This is a genomic window from Achromobacter deleyi (genome assembly GCF_013116765.2).
GTDB lineage: Bacteria > Pseudomonadota > Gammaproteobacteria > Burkholderiales > Burkholderiaceae_B > Achromobacter > Achromobacter deleyi_A.
Window position 1 is genome coordinate 6,137,370 of record NZ_CP074375.1, and the last position, 22,209, is coordinate 6,159,578.

General features: G+C 65.9%; 17 protein-coding genes. 7 read left to right on the forward strand and 10 right to left on the reverse strand.

All coding sequences use genetic code 11. The features are described 5' to 3' along the window. Positions 1-59: 59 nt before the first annotated feature. The 3 genes from HLG70_RS27855 to HLG70_RS27865 are packed head-to-tail and all read left to right on the forward strand — an operon-like array spanning position 60 to position 1,879. Positions 60-635: a chromate transporter gene (locus HLG70_RS27855; RefSeq protein WP_171667156.1), complete on the forward strand. Its 576-nt coding sequence runs from the start codon at positions 60-62 to the stop codon at positions 633-635. After that, positions 632-1,156: a chromate transporter gene (locus HLG70_RS27860; RefSeq protein ID WP_171667155.1), complete on the forward strand. Its 525-nt coding sequence runs from the start codon at positions 632-634 to the stop codon at positions 1,154-1,156. Before HLG70_RS27855 ends, HLG70_RS27860 begins: the two co-directional genes overlap by 4 nt. A 33-nt stretch (positions 1,157-1,189) precedes the next feature. After that, positions 1,190-1,879, forward strand: coding sequence for a DUF1345 domain-containing protein (locus tag HLG70_RS27865; protein ID WP_171667154.1), 690 nt, complete (start codon positions 1,190-1,192; stop codon positions 1,877-1,879). 24 nt (positions 1,880-1,903) lie between these two features. Here HLG70_RS27865 and HLG70_RS27870 read toward each other — a convergent pair whose 3' ends face one another. Both HLG70_RS27870 and HLG70_RS27875 read right to left on the reverse strand, forming a co-directional pair. Continuing rightward, complete coding sequence (locus tag HLG70_RS27870; RefSeq protein WP_171667153.1) at positions 1,904-4,309, reverse strand: TonB-dependent siderophore receptor; 2,406 nt, start codon at positions 4,307-4,309, stop codon at positions 1,904-1,906. 139 nt (positions 4,310-4,448) lie between these two features. Continuing rightward, positions 4,449-5,429, reverse strand: a complete 981-nt coding sequence (locus HLG70_RS27875) for a FecR family protein (RefSeq protein WP_171667152.1) — start codon at positions 5,427-5,429, stop codon at positions 4,449-4,451. A gap of 138 nt (positions 5,430-5,567) precedes the next feature. Between HLG70_RS27875 and HLG70_RS27880 the strand changes: the two genes are divergently transcribed. Continuing rightward, complete coding sequence (locus tag HLG70_RS27880; protein ID WP_171667151.1) at positions 5,568-6,053, forward strand: sigma-70 family RNA polymerase sigma factor; 486 nt, start codon at positions 5,568-5,570, stop codon at positions 6,051-6,053. Positions 6,054-6,135: 82 nt separating this feature from the next. On the opposite strand, the gene HLG70_RS27885 is transcribed toward HLG70_RS27880, so the two are convergent. Continuing rightward, complete coding sequence (locus HLG70_RS27885) at positions 6,136-8,985, reverse strand: autotransporter outer membrane beta-barrel domain-containing protein (RefSeq protein ID WP_234103458.1); 2,850 nt, start codon at positions 8,983-8,985, stop codon at positions 6,136-6,138. Positions 8,986-9,772: 787 nt separating this feature from the next. On the opposite strand from HLG70_RS27885, the gene HLG70_RS27890 reads away from it, so the two are divergent. Next, on the forward strand, positions 9,773-10,543 hold the full coding sequence (locus tag HLG70_RS27890) for a hypothetical protein (RefSeq protein ID WP_171667149.1): 771 nt from the start codon (positions 9,773-9,775) through the stop codon (positions 10,541-10,543). A 96-nt stretch (positions 10,544-10,639) separates the two neighbouring features. On the opposite strand, the gene HLG70_RS27895 is transcribed toward HLG70_RS27890, so the two are convergent. The 7 genes from HLG70_RS27895 to HLG70_RS27925 form a co-directional block, all read right to left on the reverse strand. Then, on the reverse strand, positions 10,640-11,758 hold the full coding sequence (locus HLG70_RS27895) for a methyltransferase (protein ID WP_171667148.1): 1,119 nt from the start codon (positions 11,756-11,758) through the stop codon (positions 10,640-10,642). Between the two features lie 139 nt (positions 11,759-11,897). Next, positions 11,898-13,565 (reverse strand): OFA family MFS transporter, encoded by a 1,668-nt coding sequence (locus HLG70_RS27900; RefSeq protein WP_171667147.1) that lies wholly within the window; start codon positions 13,563-13,565, stop codon positions 11,898-11,900. 118 nt (positions 13,566-13,683) lie between these two features. After that, positions 13,684-13,941: a formate dehydrogenase subunit delta gene (locus HLG70_RS27905; protein ID WP_171667146.1), complete on the reverse strand. Its 258-nt coding sequence runs from the start codon at positions 13,939-13,941 to the stop codon at positions 13,684-13,686. Positions 13,942-13,958: 17 nt separating this feature from the next. Beyond that, positions 13,959-14,780 (reverse strand): formate dehydrogenase accessory sulfurtransferase FdhD, encoded by an 822-nt coding sequence (gene fdhD, locus HLG70_RS27910; protein ID WP_171667145.1) that lies wholly within the window; start codon positions 14,778-14,780, stop codon positions 13,959-13,961. A gap of 23 nt (positions 14,781-14,803) precedes the next feature. Continuing rightward, positions 14,804-17,680 (reverse strand): formate dehydrogenase subunit alpha, encoded by a 2,877-nt coding sequence (gene fdhF, locus HLG70_RS27915; protein WP_171667144.1) that lies wholly within the window; start codon positions 17,678-17,680, stop codon positions 14,804-14,806. A 13-nt stretch (positions 17,681-17,693) separates the two neighbouring features. Then, positions 17,694-19,274 carry a formate dehydrogenase beta subunit gene (locus tag HLG70_RS27920; protein ID WP_171667143.1) on the reverse strand — a complete coding sequence of 527 codons (1,581 nt, stop codon included), beginning with the start codon at positions 19,272-19,274 and terminating at the stop codon, positions 17,694-17,696. Beyond that, complete coding sequence (locus HLG70_RS27925) at positions 19,271-19,828, reverse strand: formate dehydrogenase subunit gamma (RefSeq protein WP_171667142.1); 558 nt, start codon at positions 19,826-19,828, stop codon at positions 19,271-19,273. Before HLG70_RS27925 ends, HLG70_RS27920 begins: the two co-directional genes overlap by 4 nt. 158 nt (positions 19,829-19,986) lie before the next feature. Between HLG70_RS27925 and HLG70_RS27930 the strand changes: the two genes are divergently transcribed. Both HLG70_RS27930 and moaA read left to right on the forward strand, forming a co-directional pair. Beyond that, entirely contained in the window at positions 19,987-21,066 is a 1,080-nt protein-coding gene (locus HLG70_RS27930) for a substrate-binding domain-containing protein (protein ID WP_171667141.1), read from the forward strand. Between the two features lie 35 nt (positions 21,067-21,101). Beyond that, entirely contained in the window at positions 21,102-22,205 is a 1,104-nt protein-coding gene (gene moaA / locus HLG70_RS27935; protein WP_171667140.1) for a GTP 3',8-cyclase MoaA, read from the forward strand. The last annotated feature ends 4 nt before the right edge of the window (positions 22,206-22,209 follow it).

Genomic DNA, 22,209 nt, shown 5'->3' on the forward strand with positions numbered 1-22,209 from the left:
ACCCTGGGCACGGCTCGGCGCCAGCCCCTGCTTACCGGCCCCGGCCGGCAATAAAAAAGATGAACGCAGCGCTTTCCACCTCAGAGGCCGGCCTCCGGCCTCCCCCCACTTGCGGGCAGTTGTTCTACGGATTCCTCATGCTGGGCCTGACCGCGTTTGGCGGCGCCTTGCCGCTGGCGCGCCGCATGGTCGTCGAAAAGCACCGCTGGCTGAGCGGCGCCGAGTTCACCGAGCTGCTGGGCCTGTGCCAGTTCCTGCCGGGCGGCAATATCATCAACCTGTCCGTGGCGCTGGGCATGAAATTCCGCGGCCCCCGCGGCGCCTTCGCGGCGCTGATGGGCCTGATCCTGGCGCCGTCGATCATCGTGGTCATGCTGGGCATGGTGTATGACCGGTTCCAGAACGACCCGCACATCCAGCACCTGTTCGCCGGCCTGGCCGCGGCGGCGGCGGGGCTGCTGATCTCGATGGCGGTGAAGATCGGCCTGCCGGTGGTCAAGCGCCGCGACTGGCTGGCCGGAGTCGTGGCCACCGCCTGTTTCATCGCCATCGCCGTGCTGCGCATCCCGCTCCTGCCGACCATGGCGGTGCTGACGCCGCTGAGCATCCTGATGGTCTGGAGGCAACGGCGATGATCCATACCCTGATTGCCCTGGTCCTGATCTTTTCGGAACTGTCGGTGCTGGCCTTCGGCGGCGGCAACACCATCCTGCCCGAGATGCAGCGCCAGGTCGTGGATGTCCACGGCTGGATGACGGCGGCGGACTTCTCCGCGCTGTTCGCGCTGGGCCAGGCCGCCCCGGGCCCCAACCTGATGGTGGTCACGCTGGTCGGGTGGCATGTGGCCGGCTGGATGGGCATGCTGGCCACGACGATCGCAAAGTTCGGGCCGTCCTCGATCATCACCGTCATCGCGCTGGGGCTGTGGGAACGGTTCAAGGACCGCCCGTGGCGCGGCGTCATCCAGGCGGGCATCTTCCCGATGACGGTGGGGCTGGTGGCGGCCAGCGCGGCGCTGATCACCGAGGCCTCGGTGCATACCTGGCTGCTGGGCGCCATCACCGTCGCGGTGGCGCTGCTGGGCAGCGCGACGCGCATTCATCCGCTGTGGCTGCTGTTCGGGGGCGCGCTGGTCGGTTTGCTCGGTATCGGTTAGGGTTAGGGCTCTTGCCGCAGGTAGGAGCCCGCCATGCCGCCACCGCTCAAGGACGACGAAGCCGGACCCGGCTCGCCCTCCGTCGAACGTTTGCCGTTCTTCCATGCGCACCGGCGCCTGATGCTGTGCGCCGGCCTGTTGCTGGCCGTGGCCGGGGGCCTGTACGCCATGGGCCTGTCACCCAGCCTGGCCATGCTGCTGGGCTTTGACGCCGGCGCGATCGTGTTCCTGGTGCTGACCGCCCGGGTGTTCGGCCAGACCAGCCCGGCCGACATGCGCGCCCATGCGAAGCAGCAGGACGTGGGGCGCACCGGCGTGCTGTGGAGCAGCGTGGCGCTGTCCTGCATGGTGCTGGTGGCCTTGTGGGTGGAGCTGCGCGCCGGCAGCAACGCGGGCGCCCTGGTCGATATGCTGGCCGCCGCCGCGACCATCGTGCTGTCCTGGCTGTACATGAACATGATCTACGCGCTGCACTATGCGCATGGCTATTACGGCCACCGTAACGCCATGCACAAGGGCCTGGATTTTCCGGGAACGGAAGAACCCGACTACTGGGACTTCGCGTATTTCTCGCTGGTGCTGGGCATGACGTTCCAGGTCTCGGACGTGCAGATCGTCAACCGCCGCCTGCGGCGCATGGCGCTGACGCATGGGGTCATCGCCTTTTTCTTCAATGTGTTCATCATCGCGATCAGCGTCAACGTGGCGGCGGGGAGGGCTTAGCGTCGTGCCCGATGGCTCAAGCCTCTACCACTTGTACGTAACCCGGCCGAGCACGGTCCGGCTTTCGCCGAAGAAGCAGGCGTAGGTGCAAGTGGCCACATAGTCCTTGTCGAACAGGTTGCGTACGGTCAGGTCGGCCGTCCAGCCCTTGAATGCCGGATGGCGCACGCCGAGGTCATAGCGCAGGGCCACGTCGAACAGCGTGTAATCGCTGACCTTGGCGGTATTGGCGCCGTTGAAGGAAGATCCGATGTAGCGAACACCCGCGCCGACGTTCACGCCCGCGAGCGCTCCGGACTGGACCGTGTAGTCGGACCAGAGCGAAGCCATGTTGCGCGGCACGGCTTCGGGCGTTCGGCCCAGCGTGTTCGAATTGCTCTTGGTGACCTCCGCGTCCGTGTAGGTGTAGGCGGCGATCAGGTTCCAGCCCGGCACCGGATTGGCGGTGGCGGACAGCTCCACCCCGCGCGAACGGACTTCGCCTTCCTGCACGCTGTAAATGGGATTATCCAGATCGGTCGTGGGAACGTTCGTGCGCGTGAGCTCGAACACGGAGGCCGTGATGAACGAGTTCGAGCCTTGGGGTTGATACTTCACGCCCGCTTCCCACTGTTTGCCCTCGGTCGGGTCGAACGGCGTGGTGCCGCGCGCGGGCGAGGTGGTGCCGGTCTGCGGCTGGAATGAGGTCGAATAGCTGATGTACGGGGCCAGTCCGTTGTCCGCCAGATAGAGCAGGCCGGCGCGATACGTGAACGCGTTGTCGTTGGAACGCGTGTCGCGGTCGGTGAGCTTGTTCAGCGTCTTGCCGTCGGCGCTGTCGTAGCGGCCGCCCAGCACCACCACCAGTTTGTCGGCAAACTTTATCTGGTCCTGCAAATACAAGCCGACCTGGCTGCGTGTCTCGTTGGTGTAGGTGTTTGGATCGGCCGGCAGCACCACGCTGGAGCCATACACTGGATGGAAGAAGTTGATGGGCGTCAGGTTGTTGGCGCCGGCGTACTGCTTGCGCGTGAACGAGGTCTCGGTGTAATCCAGCCCGAACAGCACGTTCTGCTTGAAGCTGCCGGTTTCCCACTTGGCCTCGAACTGGTTGTCGACGCTTACACCGTGCGCATCGTCATCGCGCCGGTAGGCGCCGCGCTCGGCAGTGGAGAAATTGCTGCCGGGCACCCAGGCGTTCCAGTACACATGATTCACGCGGTTGCGCGACTGGGCATAGTTCAGGTTCTGCCTGAACTGCCAGGTATCGTTGAAGCGATGCGCGAACTGATATCCCACATTGCCCACTTCCTGGTCCCATTTGCTCCAATCCGGTTCGCCGGTGAAGCGGTCGCGCGAGATGCGGCCGTTCGGATTCGGGAGGACCGAGCCCTCCAGCGGATAGCCGGCGTTATTGATCGTCTTGTTCTTCATGTAGCTCGCCAACAGGGTCAGCGAGGTGTCCGGGCTGATGCGCCAGGTGAGCGCCGGCGCCAGAAAGAGGCGATCGTCCGGGATATGTTCGATCATGGTGTCGGCATTGCGCACCAGGCCCGTCAGCCGATAGGTGAGGCGGCCTTCTTCGTCAATGCGGCCACCGAAGTCGCCGGCCAGCTGCTTGTTGTCGTGCGAGCCGCCGCTGAGCTGCAACTCGCGCAGCGTGGTGTCGGTCGGCCGCTTCGAGACCACATTGACGATCCCCCCCGGCGAGGCCTGGCCATACAGCACCGACGCGGGGCCCTTCACCACCTCGATACGATCAAGCGCAAACGGCTCGGACATCACGCTGTAGTGCGGCAGCGGCACTTTCAGGCCATCGCGGAACATCACGCCCGGGTTAGTGCGTACATCGAAGCCGCGGATGATGAACGGATCATCGGTACGGTTGAATCCTTCCTGCACCACAATGCCGGGGATGTAGCGCACCGCGTCGCCCAGTGTCTGCGGGTTCTGTTCGCGGATCTGCGCGGCCGTGACCACCGAGATCGATTGCGGCACTTCGATCAGCGGGGTATCCGTCTTGGTGCCGGACGTCGTGACCGTGGCCACATAGGTTTCGGAATCGGGCAGCGTGCCCACCACGTGCACCGGCGGCAGTGTGGCCGTGAGCGGTTGCGGGGTCAAAGTGACCGAGTTGTTCTGGATCGAGTAGCGGATGCCGCGGCCCTCCAGCAGGCGCTCGAGCGCCTCGGCAGGTTCCATGCGGCCCTGTACGCCCGGGCTGCGCAAGCCTTCCACCAGGTCCTGGCTGTACAGCACTTGCAGATGCGCCTGCCGGCTCAGCTCATGCAGCGCCTGCGCCAGGCTCTGGGGCGGGATGTCGATGTCCACCGGCGCGGCGTGCACGGATGTGCTGAGCCAGGCGAAGGCGCCCAGGAGTGACAGCATCAGGCGGCGGGGCCGGGATGGAGAAAGCGGTGCGCGGGAGACCGCGGTCGATCTGGCTTGCATGGAGGCTGTCCAACCGAAAAGAGATTGAGAGTAATTACCACTAACAATCTCTAAGACGGATGCAAGCTCAAACCTGGGAATCAAAAAATGAAACCAAATGAAACAGAAAAGCGCCACTGGGCGGGCGCCCGCCCGTGCTTCATTTCGGAGGGCTGGCTACCAGGGTCAGGCTGCCATCGGCGCGGCGTACGGTGCGGACCGGAAGAATCTCGGGCAGCGCCCGGGCCAGCTCGGCAACGTTGCGCACATCGTAGGTGCCGCCCAGGCGCAGCCCGGCGATGGCGGGATCGACCGAGGAGTAGCGGTCGGGGGCGGGCAGGTACCGGTTGATCTGCATGATGGCGTCGCGCAGCGTGGTGTTGTCGAGCACCAGCTTGCCGTTGCGCCAGGCGGCCGACTCGGCGCCGCCGACGGTGCGGGTCTGGGGCTCGCCGCGCTCGCTGTAGCGCGCCTGGGTCAGTGGTCGCAGGCTCATCTTCCTGCCGGTCTCGCCGGTGCGCAGGTCGACGCTGCCCTCAAGCAGGGTAACGATGACGGTATCGCCCGATTTCCAGACATTGAACGCGGTGCCGGTGACGGTGATCGTGCCTCGGCCCGCCTCCACCACGAAGGGATGCCCGGCGTCGTGCGAGACCCGGAAATACGCTTCGCCGTCGCTCAGGCGCACGCGCCGGGTATCGCGGTAGTTGCGATACACCATGGCGGTGTCGATGTTCATGTCGACCTCGGTGCCGTCGGTCAGCGTGACGGTGGTCATCTGTCCGCTGCTCGCGTAGCGGTGGTAGGCGCTAGGCAGCAGCGTGAACCACCAGCCCGCGGCCCAGCAGGCCAAGCCCAGCGCGCAGGCGATGAGCGCCCGGCGGGCGACAGGACGGCGCATTGGCGGCACGGGCAGGGACGCAGCCCTGGAGTCCGCGGGCAGGTCCCGCGCGAGAACACACAGATCGCGCACGGCATCATATTCGCGGGCATGACGCGGGTCCGCGTCGAGCCACGCCTGCAATGTCGCGCGATCCTGTTCGGAACAGGATTCGTCTTGCATGCGCACGCACCATTCGACGGCCTGCTCGGTCAGGAGGTCATCCTGTTTGCCGGGGAGAGTCGTGGGAGGGACGGCCATGGTGGTTAATATAAATGAGATTTGTTACACTTCGGGCGCCGTGCCATGCCCCGAGGCGCACGGCACGTCTGCAGGCGGCAATTATGCAAGATTTCGCCATTTGTACCTTATTCGGAATCAGCGCGGGGGAATGTCCGAATGGAGCAGTACTACAAAGATCTGTTGCGATTCCTTGGACGCAAGCTCGGCGACGCGCACGACGCCGCCGACGTGGCCCAGGAGGCCTATGCGCGTGTGCTGGACCGCAATGCGAACTGCGCCATCGCCCAGCCGCGGGCGTTCCTGTTTCGTGCCGCGCTCAATCTTTGCACCGACCTGCATCGCAGCCGCCGCGGAGCTCAACCGCTGCCGCTCGACGCCGAGGCGGACGCCGTGAGGTGCGAGGCGCCGCTGCAAGATGAACTGCTGTATCGCCGTCAGCAATTGGTGCGCCTGGAGCGGGCCTTGCACGAACTTCCGTCAGCCTGCCGGCGCGCTTTTCTGATGCGTCAGGTCGAGGGCATGTCCCACAATGAAATCGCCCGGAGTCTGGGGATTTCCACTGACATGGTGAACAAACACCTCACGCGCGCGCTGCGGCATTGCCGCACCCGCATGCGCGCCTGGGAGAGTATTGATCCGTGACCTGTATCCAAGCCAGGCCCGTAACGCCACGACATGCCACCCCTCACTGCAGTGAAGGGGCGACATGTCGCGCGAGGCGCGGTTACCAGGTCATCCTGATGCCGACGCGTCCCGATACGCTGGTGCCTCGGCCCTGGTCGATCGCGAAGTTGTAGTCACCGGATGCGAAGGCGGTGAGGTTCTTGGCGATCTGGCCAGAAACGCCGACCCCGACCTGGGCCCAGCTGCCGCCGAGATCGGTGCTGAGACTGACCGGGTTGGCACCGTCGAGGGCGGCGAAGGTGGTCTTCGACCTGGCCCCGAAGCTGTCCCAGACATTGGCCCGGGCCCAGATCGTGGTCGGGCGGCCGCTTTCCGTGTCCCAGTTCTTGCTGATCCGCCCACCCAGACGACCGTAGAGGCTGTTGCTGTCGTCAAAGCCGATAAGGCCGTAGCTGTCGCGCTCTCTCTTGCCGAAGGAGAGGTGCTGGTAAACCAGCTGGGCCTGGGGCTCGATGGCCCAGCCGCCGGACAGCGCTATCGGGTATCCGCCCTCTAGCGAAGCAGCGAAGCCGTAGCCGTCGGTTTTCAATGTCTCGCCGTAGCGGGCGCGGGCCTGGATGTCGTCGTATCGCGTGCCCTGGGCGACGGCGTCGAGATACCAGCCCGAGGAGCCCTTGCGGGTTCCATAGGCGCCGACGGAGTAGCCGCTCATCCGGGTGGTTCCGGCCTTGCCGCCGAGGGCCGCGTCGACGTCGGCTTCGATGCGCCCGGCCCCGAGGAACACGCCGGCAGTGTTGCGGGAGCCGTCGTCATTGAGCTTGCGATAGAGATCCACGCCTAGCTGCAGGCCGCCCAGGTCATAGGAATAGGACGGGCCGTGTCGCTCGAAGTTGCCAACGCGAGCGAAGGCATTGCGTCCACCGTAGCTGACGGACCCGTCCTCGCCGAAGACGCGACCCCACGCGGCCGGGCGTTCGTGCGCGGACGATCCCGACAAGAGGTAATCCTCTCCGGCACGGTCGTGATAAGTGCCGAGCATGGCCAGGCCCAGCCGGCTCGCCAAGGCAGGCACTGCCATGTCGACGGGAACCTCGCGACGGTAGTTCGGAACCTCGTTGTCCGGCTCACCCGGCGTCGGCGGATTCACCGGCGGCTCCGGCGTCGGGTCGACGGTGCTGCGCAGATACCAGTTCTGGTCGTCCGGATTACCGCCGGTATCCGGCCGGCCTCCGTGGAAGAGTTGGTACTCATAGGCGCCCGCCGCGACGCGGTTACCGAGCGAGAACGCGGTCGGCGCCGTGGTCGCACCGTTGATCGCATTCACCACCAGGACGCCGTCGCCAACGGTCAGTGCGCCAGCGCCACCGGACGGCGTGACGAGAAGCGAAGTAGCCCCGCTAGCCGTGCCACCGTTGATGACCAGGCGGTCGGAGGGCGAGCCGTCGGCGCCGAGGAAGGCATTGAGGCCGATCCGGCCATTGGCGCCGCTGTAGTTCTGGGTGGTCAGCGTTTTGTAGCTTGCCGGCTGGGACGGGTCGCCAGCAGGCGCTGCGAAGGCTACCAGGCTGTCGTTGTTGGAAAGCTTGGTGACCACCGAATCGCCGGTGACGTTCCACGTACTGGCCCCGTTCAGCGCGACATTGGAGATCCCGGCCGCGTTCGTGAGGCCGGCGCCGGTCAGGGTCGAGGCATTTGCAAGCAGGTTCAGCGTGCTTCCACTGCCGCCGACATCGAACAATGCTGCTTTGCCGGAGATCGAGGACCGATCGGCCGTCACATCAAGAGCCGCGCCAGTCGACACAATGCCGGGTCCCTGATCGGACGTCACCGCAGTGTTGGTCAGTCGCGCGATGGCCGGAGCGTCGTTGAACTGCGCGGCAAGACCCGCGGCCCCGACGCCGTGGGCGGCAATCGTGCTGTTGTTGGCGATCAGCTGGGTGCCGGGCAGCAAGAAGGCGCCATGCGCCGAAGCGCCATGGGTGACCACCGAGGTGCCGTTCAAGGTGATCGCCGCAGGAATGGCGGTCCCGGTCGAGTTGTCGCTGTATGCCAGGAACAAACCGTGCGAATCGACGCCATGCGTGGTGACGCTGCCGCCGTTGACTAGTACCTGCGCGCCTGCCTCCGAGGAAATGCCGTTCGCGCGATCGTTTCCGAAGGTCTCGATGCGTACGTTGGTGGCAGTGAAATTGGGCGCGAGCATGCCACTTCTGAGGTCGGGGAGAGCAGCGTAGATACCTCGCGAACCATCACCGCTGGTTGAGACCGAGCCGCCGTCCATGACGACGGTCCCACCCGACGCGGACAGGATGCCCGTTCCGAAGTTGCCACTCTGCGAGATGGTTGTGTTGGTCAACACGGCTTCGACGTTTGCCGGCCCACCTGCCGCACGGACATTGATGCCGACGGCTCCGGCGCCCTCGGCGGCCACCAAGGTGTTGCTGGTCACCAGACGGCCGTTGTTGTCGACCCGAATGGCGTCCCAGACTGGACCAATGTAGCGCACGCTGCCGCCGTCCAGACGGATTGTGGCGCCGTTGTCCGCGAGAGCGCCGGCACTGACGCCAAGAGCCGTGCTGCTTGCGGTCAGCGCTATGTTGGTCGCGGTGATCGACGCACCGATACCATCGGCAACCAAGCCGCTGGTGTTGATCGCAGTCACCGTGGAGCCGCCTGCGATCGTGATCTGCCCGCCGTTTGCTGCATAGGCCGCGAACGGCCCGAGCCGGAATGGCGACGGCGTGCCGGATGAACTCAGCGTGAGCGGCGTGGCGCTGTTGATCGCGCCGTTGTTGATCGCAAGCAGTGCACTGCCGGTGAGTCCGCTTCCGGGGGCGGCGGAAGCGTAATTGCCAACCGTGGTCTGCGTCGTGCCGTTGGCGACAAGCTGCTGCGCACCGGCCTGCTGCGGCGCCAGTTGAATCGCGCTGGCGGCAAAGGTCGCCGACATCAAGAAGTGAGTCCGCGAAGCCCGGGCAGAAGGACGTACAAGGGTTTGGCGCATCATGCTTTCGGGCCCCTTTTCGGTACGGCCCCCTGTGCGCTCGCCAGGAACTGCGTATTTGACTTGGAGCGGGGCCGACGAGCCGTTTTCCTTGCGGGACAAGGAGTTTCGAGATTGGAAATGACGTTTCATGACAGTGATGGTAGGAAAAAGGCTCCCGTAAAACCATCAGAAAACTTTGAATGTGGGCGGGCGGCTCAAGGTGCTTCGAGCGGCGGGTTGTCCAACGGCTCATGAGCCAGACGGGGACCCCTGGGGCGCCATTCCAACCGGGATTCTGGTAGCTGCTGGTTACCGTCTCTATTCCGGAATCCCATCGTCTGCATCCGACTGAAACCCTAGGTCGTGGAATGCTCTCCGCATCGGAGGACGTCGAGTTGACCTTGCCCTGTATTTCAATACCAAGGGCGATTCGCAATGCATTGCCTCGGTCTGATCGAGGCGGCGCTGGGCAGCGCGACATGGGAAGTCGATGGATGACCGTGGCGCTATTGCTGCTGTTGCGCATCACATCAATTAGGAAATTCTACTCTGTTGAGATCTGGATTATTTTCGGTAACCTCCGGAATTCGCCCTCCATCAATAAGGCTTACCGTGTCTCGTCCTGCCTCGGGATATCGGCCCCCCAGGTGCTGGGAGCGGATTCCATCTCGGTGAGGCGACGCTTCAAAAATAATAGCGATTTATGTAGTGAGATCGCTCAGTGATTGCATAGAGATAACGGGGTTGTTAAGTGAAGATCATAAAGAGTGCTTCCGTTGTTGTTGCGCTTAATTGCGCATTTTTTGTGTCTGGCATCGCGTTCGCACAAAACAATATCAACACCGATATGCTCAAAAAATCAGATGCGGGAACCGGTTTTCCCGAGAAGATGAGCGATCTCTACAGGCGTATGCTGAAAGCCTCCGGGAAAGGCGATGTGGACAACCTGAAGGCGCTCGTGCCTCAATTCAATACTCTGATCGCCATTGACGGCAAAACCGCCTCACCTGCCTGCGTAAAAACCGCGCAAGCACGCTTGGAACTCCTCAAGATAACCATCGACTACAACATGGCCGATGACGAGGAAGCTGATCAGATCATGAAAATGATTGCCGTTGCCGATAAAAAGGCGAGAGAACTGGCGGTCGAGTGTCCGGCTTCGACGGCGGCCAAGCCTGCCGCCGAAACCAAGCCAGGGCTTCAGACTCCGCCAGCAGCCTCCTCGAACCACGCCTTCGCCGGGAGGCTGAATGATCTCTACAGGCAGACGTCGACGCTCGCCGCCAAGACCGATGTGAAGGGACTGGAGGCGCTTGCGCTTCAATTGAATGAGTTGATCGCCGGTGAAGGAAAAACTGCTTCGCCCGTCTGCATCAAGACAGCACAGGCCCAATTGAGTTTCGTGGACGCCATGATCGCCTATCACTCGGCCGATGACGATGACGATGACGCTCCCGAGCTCATGAATAAAGTGGCTGCCACCCAGCAGGAAGCAATGACACTGGCAGCCACATGCAGATAGACGCTCCCGCGTCCTGCCCGATTCCATGAATCGCGCCAGAGCCATGACGCTTTCCCCCGTGGACCGGCCCCAGGGGAAAGCAAACCCACTCCGCGATCAGGCCGCGGCCAATCGCCACAAGGACGTCACTTCCTTCGAGCGCGCCGCATAAAGCGGGTCGCTCGCGTCCTTGGCGCGGCCATGGGTGGGCCGCGTGTCCAGGCGTTCCAGCACGCGCAGGCCGGCGTGGTCGATCATTTCCAGCAGCTGTTCGCGGGTGCGCAGGCCCAGGTGTTCCGCCAGGTCCGACAGGATCAGCCAGCCTTCCCCGTTGGGGGTCAGGTGGGCAGTCAGCCCTTCGAGGAAGCCGCGCAGCATGCGGCTGTCGGGGTCATAGACGGCCTGCTCGACGGGGGAGCTGGGGCGGGCGGGCAGCCACGGCGGGTTGCACACGATGAGCGACACCCGGCCTTCGGGGAACAGGTCCGTCTCCACGATGTCGACCTGCTTGGACAGGCCCAGCCGCTCCAGGTTTTCGCGGGCGCAGGCCAGCGCGCGGGGATCCATGTCGGTGCCGATGACGCGCTTGCCGCCGCGGCGCGCCAGCACGGCGGCCAGGACGCCGGTGCCGGTGCCGATATCGAAGGCCACGCTGCCGCGCGGCATCGGGGTGTTCGCCACCAGATCCACATACTCGCCGCGCACCGGCGAGAACACACCGTAGTGCGGGTGGATGCGGTTGTTCAGGGCGGGGATCTCCACGCCCTTCTTGCGCCATTCGAAGGCGCCGATCAGGCCCAGCAATTCGCGCAGCGATGCCACGTAGGGCTCGTCGGCGGGGCCGTGCGCCTCTTCGCAGGCTTGCCGGGCGTCGGGCGCGCGGCGCAGCGATATGCCGTGCCCGGCGTCGAACGGAATCAGCAGCATGCCCAGGATGCGGGCGCGTTGCGATTGGATCTGGCGGTGCTGGTTGAAGGCGTCCAGCAAGGTGTCCACCGGTTTGCGGGGGCGCTTGTCGACGCGTCGCGTCAGGGCTTGCAGCAGCTGGCGCGCGTTCTGGAAGTCTCCGCGCCACAGCAGGCCCACGCCTTCGCAGGCGTAGCGATAGGCCGTGTCCGCGCTCAGCGTGTCGTCCGCCAGCACCACGCGCTTGGGCGGCGTCGCGCCGGTTTCGGAGCGCCAGCGGGCGGAATGGGGGACGTCATTTTCTTCCCAGTGCAATTCGGGGGCGGTCAACGTGTCGCTCCAGCAAGGACGAGGGGACGGGGCAGGATCATGGGGGAGTGAGATAAAAAAGAAAGGGCGCGGGCTGCCAATGTAGCAGCTTCGCGCCCTGGGCCGGCGCGCGGCGCGCCAGGCGCCGCGGCGGCGGGGGTCAATGGAACAGGACGACCGCCTTCTGCAGCGTGATCCAGATGCCCCAGGCCAGCGGGATGCCCACGCAGGCCCAGGCGAACATGATCAGCGCCGGGGGCGTGCGGAAGGTCGAGGTGCCGACGCCATGGGTTTCGGCGGCCACCGCGCGTTCGTGCGCCAGCGCCTTTTCCTGGGCCAGCTCCTCGTCGGTCATGAAGTACTTGCGATTCACCGGGCGGATCGCCAGGTTGCACAGGAAGCCCAGGACCAGCATGCCCGCCAGGATGTACATGGTGATGTCGTACACCTGCGCGCGCGGCACGCCGATGGAGAGCTGGTATTCGCGGATATAGTTCACCAGCACCGGTCCGAAAATACCTGCCGCGGACCACGCCGTGAGCAGGCGGCCGTGGATGGCGCCCACCATCTGGGTGCCGAACAGGTCGGCCAGGTAGGCAGGCACCGTGGCGAAACCGCCGCCGTACATGGACAGGATCACGCAGAACGCGGCCACGAACAGCGCCAGGGCGCCGATGTGCGCCGTCCAGGGAATGGCGGCGTACAGCACGAAGCCCAGCGCGAGAAAGACAAAGTAGGTCAGCTTGCGGCCCAGCTTGTCCGACAGGCTGGCCCAGAAGAAGCGGCCGCCGATGTTGAACAGGCTGAGCAGGCCGGTGAAACCCGCGGCAATGGCGGCGATGGCGCCCAGCTGTTCCTTGTCGAGTTGCGCGAAGCCCAGCTCGGGCTTGTTGATCAGGCCGCCGCCGAAGACTTCCTGCAGCAGCGGCGAGGCCATGCCCAGGATGCCGATGCCCGCCGTGACGTTCAGGCACAGCACCAGCCACACCAGCCAGAACTGCGGCACGCCCCAGACGCGCTTCACGTGGACGTGGCCCTGGGTGATCATGGCGTTGTTGGCATGCTTGGCGGGGGCGGTCCAGCCCGCGGGCTTCCAGCCGGTGGGCGGGACGCGGTAGCCCAGCGCGCCGGACATCATGAAGATGAAGTACACCACCGCCATGGTCAGGAAGGTCTGCCACACGCCCGGCGAGGTCGGCGTGGCGAAATGGCGCATCAGCAGGTCCGCCAGCGGCGCGCCGATCATCGCGCCGCCGCCGAAGCCCATGATGGCCATGCCGGTCGCCATGCCGCGGCGGTCCGGGAACCACTTGATCAGCGTGCTGACCGGCGAGATATAGCCCAGCCCCAGGCCGATGCCGCCGATGACGCCGGATCCCAGCCACAGCATCCACATCTGGTGCAGGTACACGCCGATGGCCGAGATGACCAGGCCGCCGCACCAGCACACCGCCGACACCACGCCCGCCTTGCGGGGGCCGGCGCGTTCCAGCCAGCCGCCCCACAGCGCGGCCGAACACCCCAGCAGCACAAAGAACAGGGTGTACATCCACCCCATGGTCGAGATCTTCCAGTCGCAGCTCGTGGTGAACAGCTCGGCCACCAGGCTCATGTCGGCGGGACAAGCCAGCGGCTTGGCGCCGCCCACCATCTTGGACAGCGGCAGCCAGAACACCGAGAAGCCGTAGGCCATGCCGATGCAAAGGTGGATGGCCAGGGCGGCCGGCGGCACGAGCCAGCGCGAGAAGCCCGGCCCGGCGATGGTGCGTTCTTTGTCGAAGAAGCCCGGCCTTGAGCCGGGCAGGTCCAGGGTGGCGCTACTTTCCATGATGTCTCCTCAGGGGTGCGGCTTTATAGCGTGCGTAGACCACAAAATGCGGTCCCGCCGTCTCTTTTATGAATTTCTTGCTGTTGTTTTCTGAATAAGCTGCGGCGATGCCGCCGCGCTACGCCACGCGGGCGAGCGGCGTCAGGCGCTGGCGATTCTGGGTCACGGCCGCCAGCACCAGCGGATGCAGGCGTTCCTCGCCGGCGTCGCCGTCGGGGTGTTGCGCCAGGAAGTCCAGCAGTTCATTGCGCATGCGCGGCTCCCAGAATTTGTGGATATGGTTGGCCACGCCTTCCAGCGCTTCGGGCCGGTCCGGCATGGCGTCGAAGAACTGGCCGATGCGGTTGGCCATGCGGATCAGGTTGACGATTTCCATTGCTTCTCGTGTCCGGTTCAGGGGGTGATGCGTTCGGGATGGGAGTACAGCGTGGCGTCGCCGTCGCGCAGGAATCCCAGCAGGGTCACGTTGGCGTCGTTGGCCAGCCGGATGGCCAGCGCGGTGGGGGCCGACACGGCGGCCAGCACCGCGACGCCGGCGGCGGCCGTCTTCTGCACCATCTCGAAACTGGCGCGGCTGGACACCAGCGCGATGCCGTCCCCGGCGTGCACGGCCTGGCGGGCCAGCGCGCCCACCAGCTTGTCCAGCGCGTTGTGCCGGCCCACGTCTTCGCGGACCAGGGCCACGGCGCCATCCGCGCCCGCCCAGCCCGCGGCGTGCGTGGCGCCGGTGATGTCGTGCAGCGCCTGACGCGCGCGCATGTCGCGCATGGCGGCCAGCACCGCCTGGATGCGCACAGGCGCCCCGTTGGTGACCGGCGCCACCGGACGCAGCACTTCCGGCAGCGTTTCCACGCCGCACAGTCCGCAGCCGGTGCGGCCGGCCATGGCGCGGCGCCGGGATTTCAGGCGCACCTCGCAGGCGGTGGAGATTTCCAGCTGGACCACGATGCCGCCGCATTGCGGCAGGATGTCGATGCCGCGCACGTCGCTGACGCTGTCGATGATGCCTTCCGACAACGAGAACCCCACGGCGAAGTCTTCCAGGTCCGCCGGCGTGGCCAGCATGGTGGCGTGGCTGATGCCGTTGTATTCCAGCGCCACCGGCGTTTCCTCGGCCACGTGGTCGGCTTCGGCGCCGGGGGCGATGGCGCCCGCCCGCACACGGGTGACCTGGGTCTGCGTGCAGTCGGGGCGAGCGGGTGTCGGCGTAGGCATGGGATCCCTGGCGGTGCTGGCGGTTATTTCCCGGTCAGCGCCGCCTCGTTCTCGCGCGAACGTTCGCGCAGGAGCTTTTGCTGGATATCCGCAAAGCGCGACCATTGGCGCTGCCATTCCGAAGGCTGGGACACGCGCGTGACCTGCACGGCCGTGACCTTGTATTCGGGGCAGTTGGTCGCCCAGTCGGAGCTGTCGGTGGTGACGACGTTGGCGCCGGACTCGGGAAAGTGGAACGTGGTGTATACCACGCCCGGTTGCACCCGGTCGGTCAGCGTGGCGCGCAGCACGGTTTCGCCCGCGCGGCTCTGGATGCCCACCCAATCGCCTTCGGCCACGCCGCGGTCCTCGGCATCCTGCGGATGCAGCTCCAGCACGTCCTCGCCATGCCACATCACGTTGGGCGTGCGCCGGGTCTGCGCGCCCACGTTGTACTGCGACAGGATGCGGCCCGTCGTCAGCAGCAGCGGGAAGCGGCGCGTGCTGCGCTCGTCCGTCGGCACGTACTTGGTGATCATGAACTTGCCCTTGCCGCGCACGAACTGGTCGATGTGCATGATGGGCGTGCCTTCCGGCGCGTCGTCGTTGCACGGCCATTGCAGGCTGCCCAGCTTGTCCAGCTTCTCGTAGCTGACGCCGGCGAACGTGGGCGTCAGCCGGGCGATCTCTTCCATGATCTCGCGCGGGTGCTTGTAGTTCATGGGATAGCCCAGCGCATTCGACAGCGCCACGGTCACTTCCCAGTCGGACTTGCCGTTCTTGGGCTCCATCACCTTGCGCACCCGCGAGATGCGGCGTTCGGCGTTGGTGAAGGTGCCGTCCTTTTCCAGGAAGGACGAACCGGGCAGGAACACGTGCGCGTACTTGGCCGTTTCGTTCAGGAACAGGTCCTGCACCACGATGCACTCCATGGCCGCCAGCGATGCCGCCACGTGCTGCGTGTTGGGGTCGGACTGGACGATGTCCTCGCCCTGGCAGTACAGGCCCTTGAACGATCCGCCCAGCGCGGCTTCGAACATGTTGGGGATGCGCAGGCCGGGTTCGGGCTGCAGCGTCACGCCCCAGTCTTTCTCGAATTGCGCGCGCACGGTGTTGTCGGAAATGTGGCGGTAACCCGGCAGTTCGTGCGGGAACGAGCCCATGTCGCATGAGCCCTGCACGTTGTTCTGTCCGCGCAGCGGGTTCACGCCCACGCCTTCGCGGCCGATGTTGCCGGTGGCCATGGCCAGGTTGGCGATGGCCATGACGGTGGTCGAACCCTGGCTGTGCTCGGTCACGCCCAGGCCGTAATAGATGGAGCCGTTGCCGCCCGTGGCGAACAGGCGCGCCGCGCCGCGCACGGCCTGCGCCGGCACGCCGGTGATTTCTTCCATGGCCTCAGGCGAATTCTCGGGCAGCGAGACGAAGTCGCGCCATTCGTTGAAAGCCTTGGGCTCGCAGCGTTCGGCGACAAACGCATCGGCGATCAGGCCTTCGGTGGCGATCACGTGCGCCAGCGACGACAGCAGCGCCGTATTGGTGCCGGGCCGCACCTGCAGGTGGAAGTCGGCCTTGATGTGTGGCGAACTCACGAGTTCGATGCGGCGCGGGTCGATGACGATCAACCGCGCGCCCTCGCGCAGCCGGCGCTTCAGGCGCGAGGCGAACACGGGATGGCCGCTGCTGGGGTTGGCGCCCATCACGATGACCACGTCCGTGTGCATGACGGAATCGAAGGTCTGCGTGCCGGCCGATTCGCCCAGCGTCTGCTTCAGGCCATAGCCGGTGGGCGAATGGCACACGCGCGCGCAGGTATCGACGTTATTGGTGCCGAAGGCGGCGCGCACCAGCTTCTGCACCAGCCAGGTTTCTTCATTGGTGCAGCGCGAAGAGGTGATGCCGCCGACCGCGTCGCGGCCGTACTGGTTCTGGATGCGGCGGAATTCCGATGCCGCGTAGCCGATCGCCTCGTCCCAGGACACTTCCTTCCAGGAATCGGTGATGTGCTTGCGGATCATGGGCTTGAGCACGCGCTCCTTGTGCGTGGCGTAGCCCCAGGCGAAGCGGCCCTTCACGCAGGAGTGCCCGCGGTTCGCCTGGCCGTCCTTCCAGGGCACCATGCGCACGACTTCCTGGCCCTTCATTTCGGCCTTGAAGCCGCAGCCCACGCCGCAGTAGGCGCAGGTGGTCACGACCGAGTGTTCGGCCTGCCCCATCATGATGACGGTCTTTTCCTGCAGCGTGGAGGTCGGACAGGCCTGCACGCAGGCGCCGCAGGACACGCATTCGCTGTCCAGGAACGGCTGGTCCTGCCCGGGCGACACGCGGGACTCGAAGCCCTTGCCGGAGATCGTCAGCGCGAAGGTGCCCTGCGTTTCCTCGCAGGCGCGCACGCAGCGGTTGCAGACGATGCACTTGGAGGCATCGAAGGTGAAGTAAGGGTTGGACTCGTCTTTCTCGGCCTTCAGGTGGTTGGCGCCGTCGTAGCCGTAGCGCACGTTGCGCAGGCCGACCACGCCGGCCATGTCCTGCAGTTCGCAGTCGCCGTTGGCCGGACAGGTCAGGCAGTCCAGCGGATGGTCGGAGATGTACAGCTCCATCACGCCGCGCCGCAGGTCATGCAGCTTGGGCGTTTCCGTGAAGACGACCATGCCGTTCTCGGCGGGCGTGGTGCAGGACGCGGGGTAGCCGCGGCGGCCTTCGATCTGCACCAGGCAAAGCCGGCACGAGCCAAAGGGCTCCAGGCTGTCGGTCGCGCACAGCTTGGGGATGTTGATGCCGGCGTCCGCGGCGGCGCGCATCAGCGACGTGCCCTCGGGCACGGTGATTTCCTGGCCGTCGATGGTCAGGGTGACGGTCTGCTCGGACACGCGCGCCGGCGTGCCCATGTCGCGGTCGCGCTTGATGACGGTTTCTAGCATGGCGGTCTCGGGTTCAGGCCGCTTGCGCGGCAGAATGGGAGGACTCGATGCCAAAGTCCTGCGGAAAATGGTTCAGCGCGGACAGCACCGGGTAGGGCGCCATGCCCCCCAGCGCGCACAGCGAACCGCCCAGCATCGTGTCGCACAGGTCGCGCAGCAGGTGCACCTGCTGTGCGACTTGTTCGCGGCTTTGGCCGCCCGCGGCGATCTTGTCTATGGTTTCCATGCCGCGCGTGGATCCGATGCGGCAGGGCGTGCATTTGCCGCAGGATTCGATGGCGCAGAACTCCATTGCGTAACGCGCCATGCGCGCCATGTCGACGCTGTCGTCGAACGCCACCAGCCCGCCGTGGCCGATCATGGCCGAGATCTGGATATAGGCTTCGTAGTCCAGCGGAACGTCCCATTGCGATTCGGGCAGATAGGCGCCCAGCGGACCGCCCACCTGCACCGCGCGCAGCGGACGTCCGGAGGCGCTGCCGCCGCCGAATTCGTAGAGCAGGTCGCGCAGGCTCAGGCCAAACGCTTTTTCCACCAGCCCGCCCTGCTTGAGGTTGCCGGCCAGCTGGAACGGCAGCGTGCCGTGCGAGCGGCCCACGCCGTAGTCGCGGTAGTACGCCGCGCCCTTGGCCAGGATGATGGGCACGGTGGCCAGCGAGATCACGTTGTTGATCACGGTGGGCTTGCCGAACAGGCCCGAGATGGCGGGCAGCGGCGGCTTGGCGCGGACCACGCCGCGCTTGCCTTCCAGGCTTTCTAGCAGGGAGGTTTCCTCGCCGCAGATGTAGGCGCCGGCTCCCTTGCGCACTTCCAGGTCGAACCGCCGGCCGCTGCCGTGGACGTCGTCGCCCAGCCAGCCGACACTGCGTGCCCGCGCGATGGCGGCTTCCAGCGTGGCGATGGCGTGCGGGTACTCGGAGCGCACGTAGATATAGCCGTAGGCCGCGCCCACGGCCAGGCCGGCGATGGTCATGCCTTCGATCAGCACGTAGGGATCGCCTTCCATCAGCAGGCGGTCGGCAAAGGTGCCGGAGTCGCCTTCGTCGGCGTTGCAGACGATGTACTTTGTGTTGCCCGGCGTGCCGGCCACCGTCTTCCATTTGATGCCGGTCGGGAAGGCCGCGCCGCCGCGGCCGCGCAGGCCCGAGGCCACCATTTCGTCGACGATCTGGCCGGGTTCCATCGCCAGCGCGCGCTTGAGGCCCTGCAGACCGCCGTGCGCGGCGTAGTCCTGCAAGGACAGCGGATCGATCACGCCGACGCGGGCGAAGGTCAGGCGTTCCTGGTGCTTCAGGTAGGGAATGTCCTCGGTCAGGCCCAGGCGCAGCGCGTGGGCGCCGCCCGCCAGCCAGCCGGCATCGAACAGCGCGGCCACGTCTTCGGGCTGTACGGGACCGTAGGCGATGCGGCCTTGCGGCGTGGCGATCTCGACCAGGGGCTCCAGCCAGAGCAGGCCGCGCGAGCCGTTGCGCACCACCTGCACGGACAGGCCGCGCTCGTCGGCGATGCGTTCGACATCGCGCGCCACCGCGTCCGCGTCCATGGCCAGCGCCGCGGCGTCGCGCGGCACATAGATGACGACGGGGGCGCTCATGGGGTGGTCTCCAGCGTGCGGGTCAGCAGGCGGTCCAGCTTGTCGGGGGTGACGCGGGCGTGAGGCTGGCCGTCGATCATCACCGCCGGAGACTGGGCGCACAGGCCCAGGCAATACACCGGCTCCAGCGAGAAATTGCCGTCCTTCGTGCTGGCGTGGAAATCACAGCCCAGCGCGGTGCGCGCGTGGGCGGCCAGGTGTTCGCCGCCCATGGCCTGGCAGGCTTCGGCGCGGCAGACTTCCAGCGTGTGGCGCGCGGCCGGCTCGCTGCGGAAGTGGGGGTAGAAGGTGATGACGCCGTGGACTTCGGCTCGGGAGAGGTTCAGGGCCTCGGCGATGGTTTGCACCGCCTCGGCCGGAATACAGCCCAGTTCATGCTGGACCGCATGCAGCACCGGAAGGAGCGGGCCAGGCTGGTCCTTGAGCCGGGCAAGGATGTGGGCGGTGGCCGCGATGGCCGGAGTGTGGGATGCCTGGGCGGCGTCCAGGGCCAGTTGGCCGCCCCGGGCCCCGCCGCTGGATGCCAGATCGGACTTTGCCTCGCGCTGATGCACGTCGGTCTCCTCCTGTGTTGCGTGACCCCGTCAAGGGGCTGTTGTGCCGGGCTGGATTTGAGGTGCTTTAATATGTTTAAAAAAACATATAAAACGCCCGTCCGCCGCATTATTTGTGTACTCTAACGGGGTACTTGATCGCCTTCAATAAGAAATAAATGACATATAAGTTCCGTATCGGCCTGAGGCCGCAGTGGACATTGGGCGGAGACGACGACGCGGCGCCCGTGCCCTTGCAGGATATGCTTGCGCTGTTGGCGGCCATCGACGCCACGGGCAATATTTCGGGCGCCTGTCGCGCCTGCGGCTTGTCGTACCGGCACGGATGGGGCGTGCTGCGCCGTTTCGAGTCCATCTTCGGCACGCAGCTGCTCATCACCAACCGCCGCCAGGGCACGCAGTTGTCGCCTTTCGCGCAGCGCCTGCTGTGGGCCAACCGCCGCATCGAGGCGCGGCTGATGCCCACGCTGGACAGCATGGCCTCGGAGCTTCAGGAAGAACTGGAACGCCTGCTGCCGGAAACCGGCCCGCATTTGCGGCTGCACGCCAGCCACGGGTTCGCGGTGGAATCGCTGATGCAGCACATGGGCAACCGCAAGCCCGGGCTGGAACTGCGCTACCGCACGGCGATCGAGGCGCTGGCCTCGCTGGAGCGCCACGAGTGCGATCTGGCGGGCTTCCAGGTGCCGCTGGGGGATTTCGAAGCGCCCATCATGGAACGCTACGCGCAGTGGCTGCACGCGGACGAATACATGCTGATCCACCTGGCGGTGCGCAATACCGGCCTGTTCGTCACCGCCGGCAATCCCAAGCAGATCCGGGGCATGGCGGACCTGGCGCGCAGCGACGTGCGCTTCGTCAACCGCCAGATCGGCTCCAGCACCCGCTACCTGGTGGGCCTGATGCTGCAGCGCGCCGGCGTGTCGATCGGCGAAGTCCAGGGCTACGAAACCAATGAGTTCACCCACATGGCCATCGCCGCGCACATCGCCAGCGGCATGGCGGACACCGGCGTGGGCGTGGAGACGGCGGCCTGCCGCTTCGGGCTGGACTTCATTCCGCTGGTGCGGGAGCGTTATTTCTTCGCCATCCGCAAGTCCGCGCTGGAAACCACGGCCATGCGCGACCTGCTGTCCATCATGCGCAGCCCGGACTATGTGGGCTACGTGGGGCAACTGGTCGGCTACGATGCCCAGGACACCGGGCGGCTGCAGTCGCTGGAAGAGGCATTCCCATGAGCGCGCGGCGCGATCCGCCGGGATATGATGTCTCCATGAGCAAAGTGATTTTCCTTGCCGATCGCCGTACCGACGCGCCGGCCTCCGTCGCGCCTGGCGAACTGCCGCCGCCGGGGCAGCCCGCGCTGGACCGGCGCGCGCGGCCTTTGCGCGACCTGCGCATTTCGGTCACGGACCGCTGCAATTTCCGCTGCACCTATTGCATGCCGCGCGAAGTTTTCGACGCCAGCTACACCTTCATGCCGCATTCGGCCCTGCTGTCCTTCGAAGAGATCAGCCGGCTGGCCGGCATCTTCACGCAGCTGGGCGTGGAAAAGATCCGCCTGACTGGCGGCGAGCCGCTGCTGCGCAAGCACATAGAAAACCTGGTGGGCATGCTGGCCGAACTGCGCACGCCGCAAGGCCGCCCGCTGGATCTCACCCTGACCACCAATGGCAGCGTGCTGGCGCGCAAGGCCGCCGCGCTGAAAAGCGCCGGGCTCACGCGCGTCACCGTCAGCCTGGACGCGCTGGATGCCGCCATGTTCCAGGGCATGAGCGACAGCGGCTTCACGCCGGACGACGTGCTGCGCGGCATCGACGCCGCCGCCGAAGCGGGCCTGGCGCCCGTGAAGGTCAACATGGTGGTGCGGCGCGGCCTGAACGACGGGCAGATCCTGCCCATGGCGGAACGCTTTCGCAACAGCGGCCACATCCTGCGCTTCATCGAATACATGGACGTCGGCAACAGCAACGGCTGGAACCTCGCCGAAGTGGTGCCCAGCCAGGAAGTGCTGGACCGCATCGGCGCGGTCTACCCGCTGGAGCCCGTGGTCTCGGGCGAGATGGGGCGGGTGGCCGAGAGCTGGCGCTACCTGGACGGCGGCGGCGAGATCGGCGTCATCTCCAGCGTCACGCACGCGTTCTGCGGCGGCTGTACGCGGGCGCGGCTGTCGCCGGAAGGCAAGCTCTTCATGTGCCTGTTCGCGCACGAAGGGCACGACCTGCGCGCGCCGCTGCGCGACGGCGCCACCGATCTCGAAATGGCCCGCATCCTGTCGGGCATCTGGTCGGCGCGCAACGACAACTATTCGGAACTGCGTGGCCGCAACATGGCGGACCCGTCGCGCAAGATCGAGATGAGCTATATCGGTGGCTGAATCA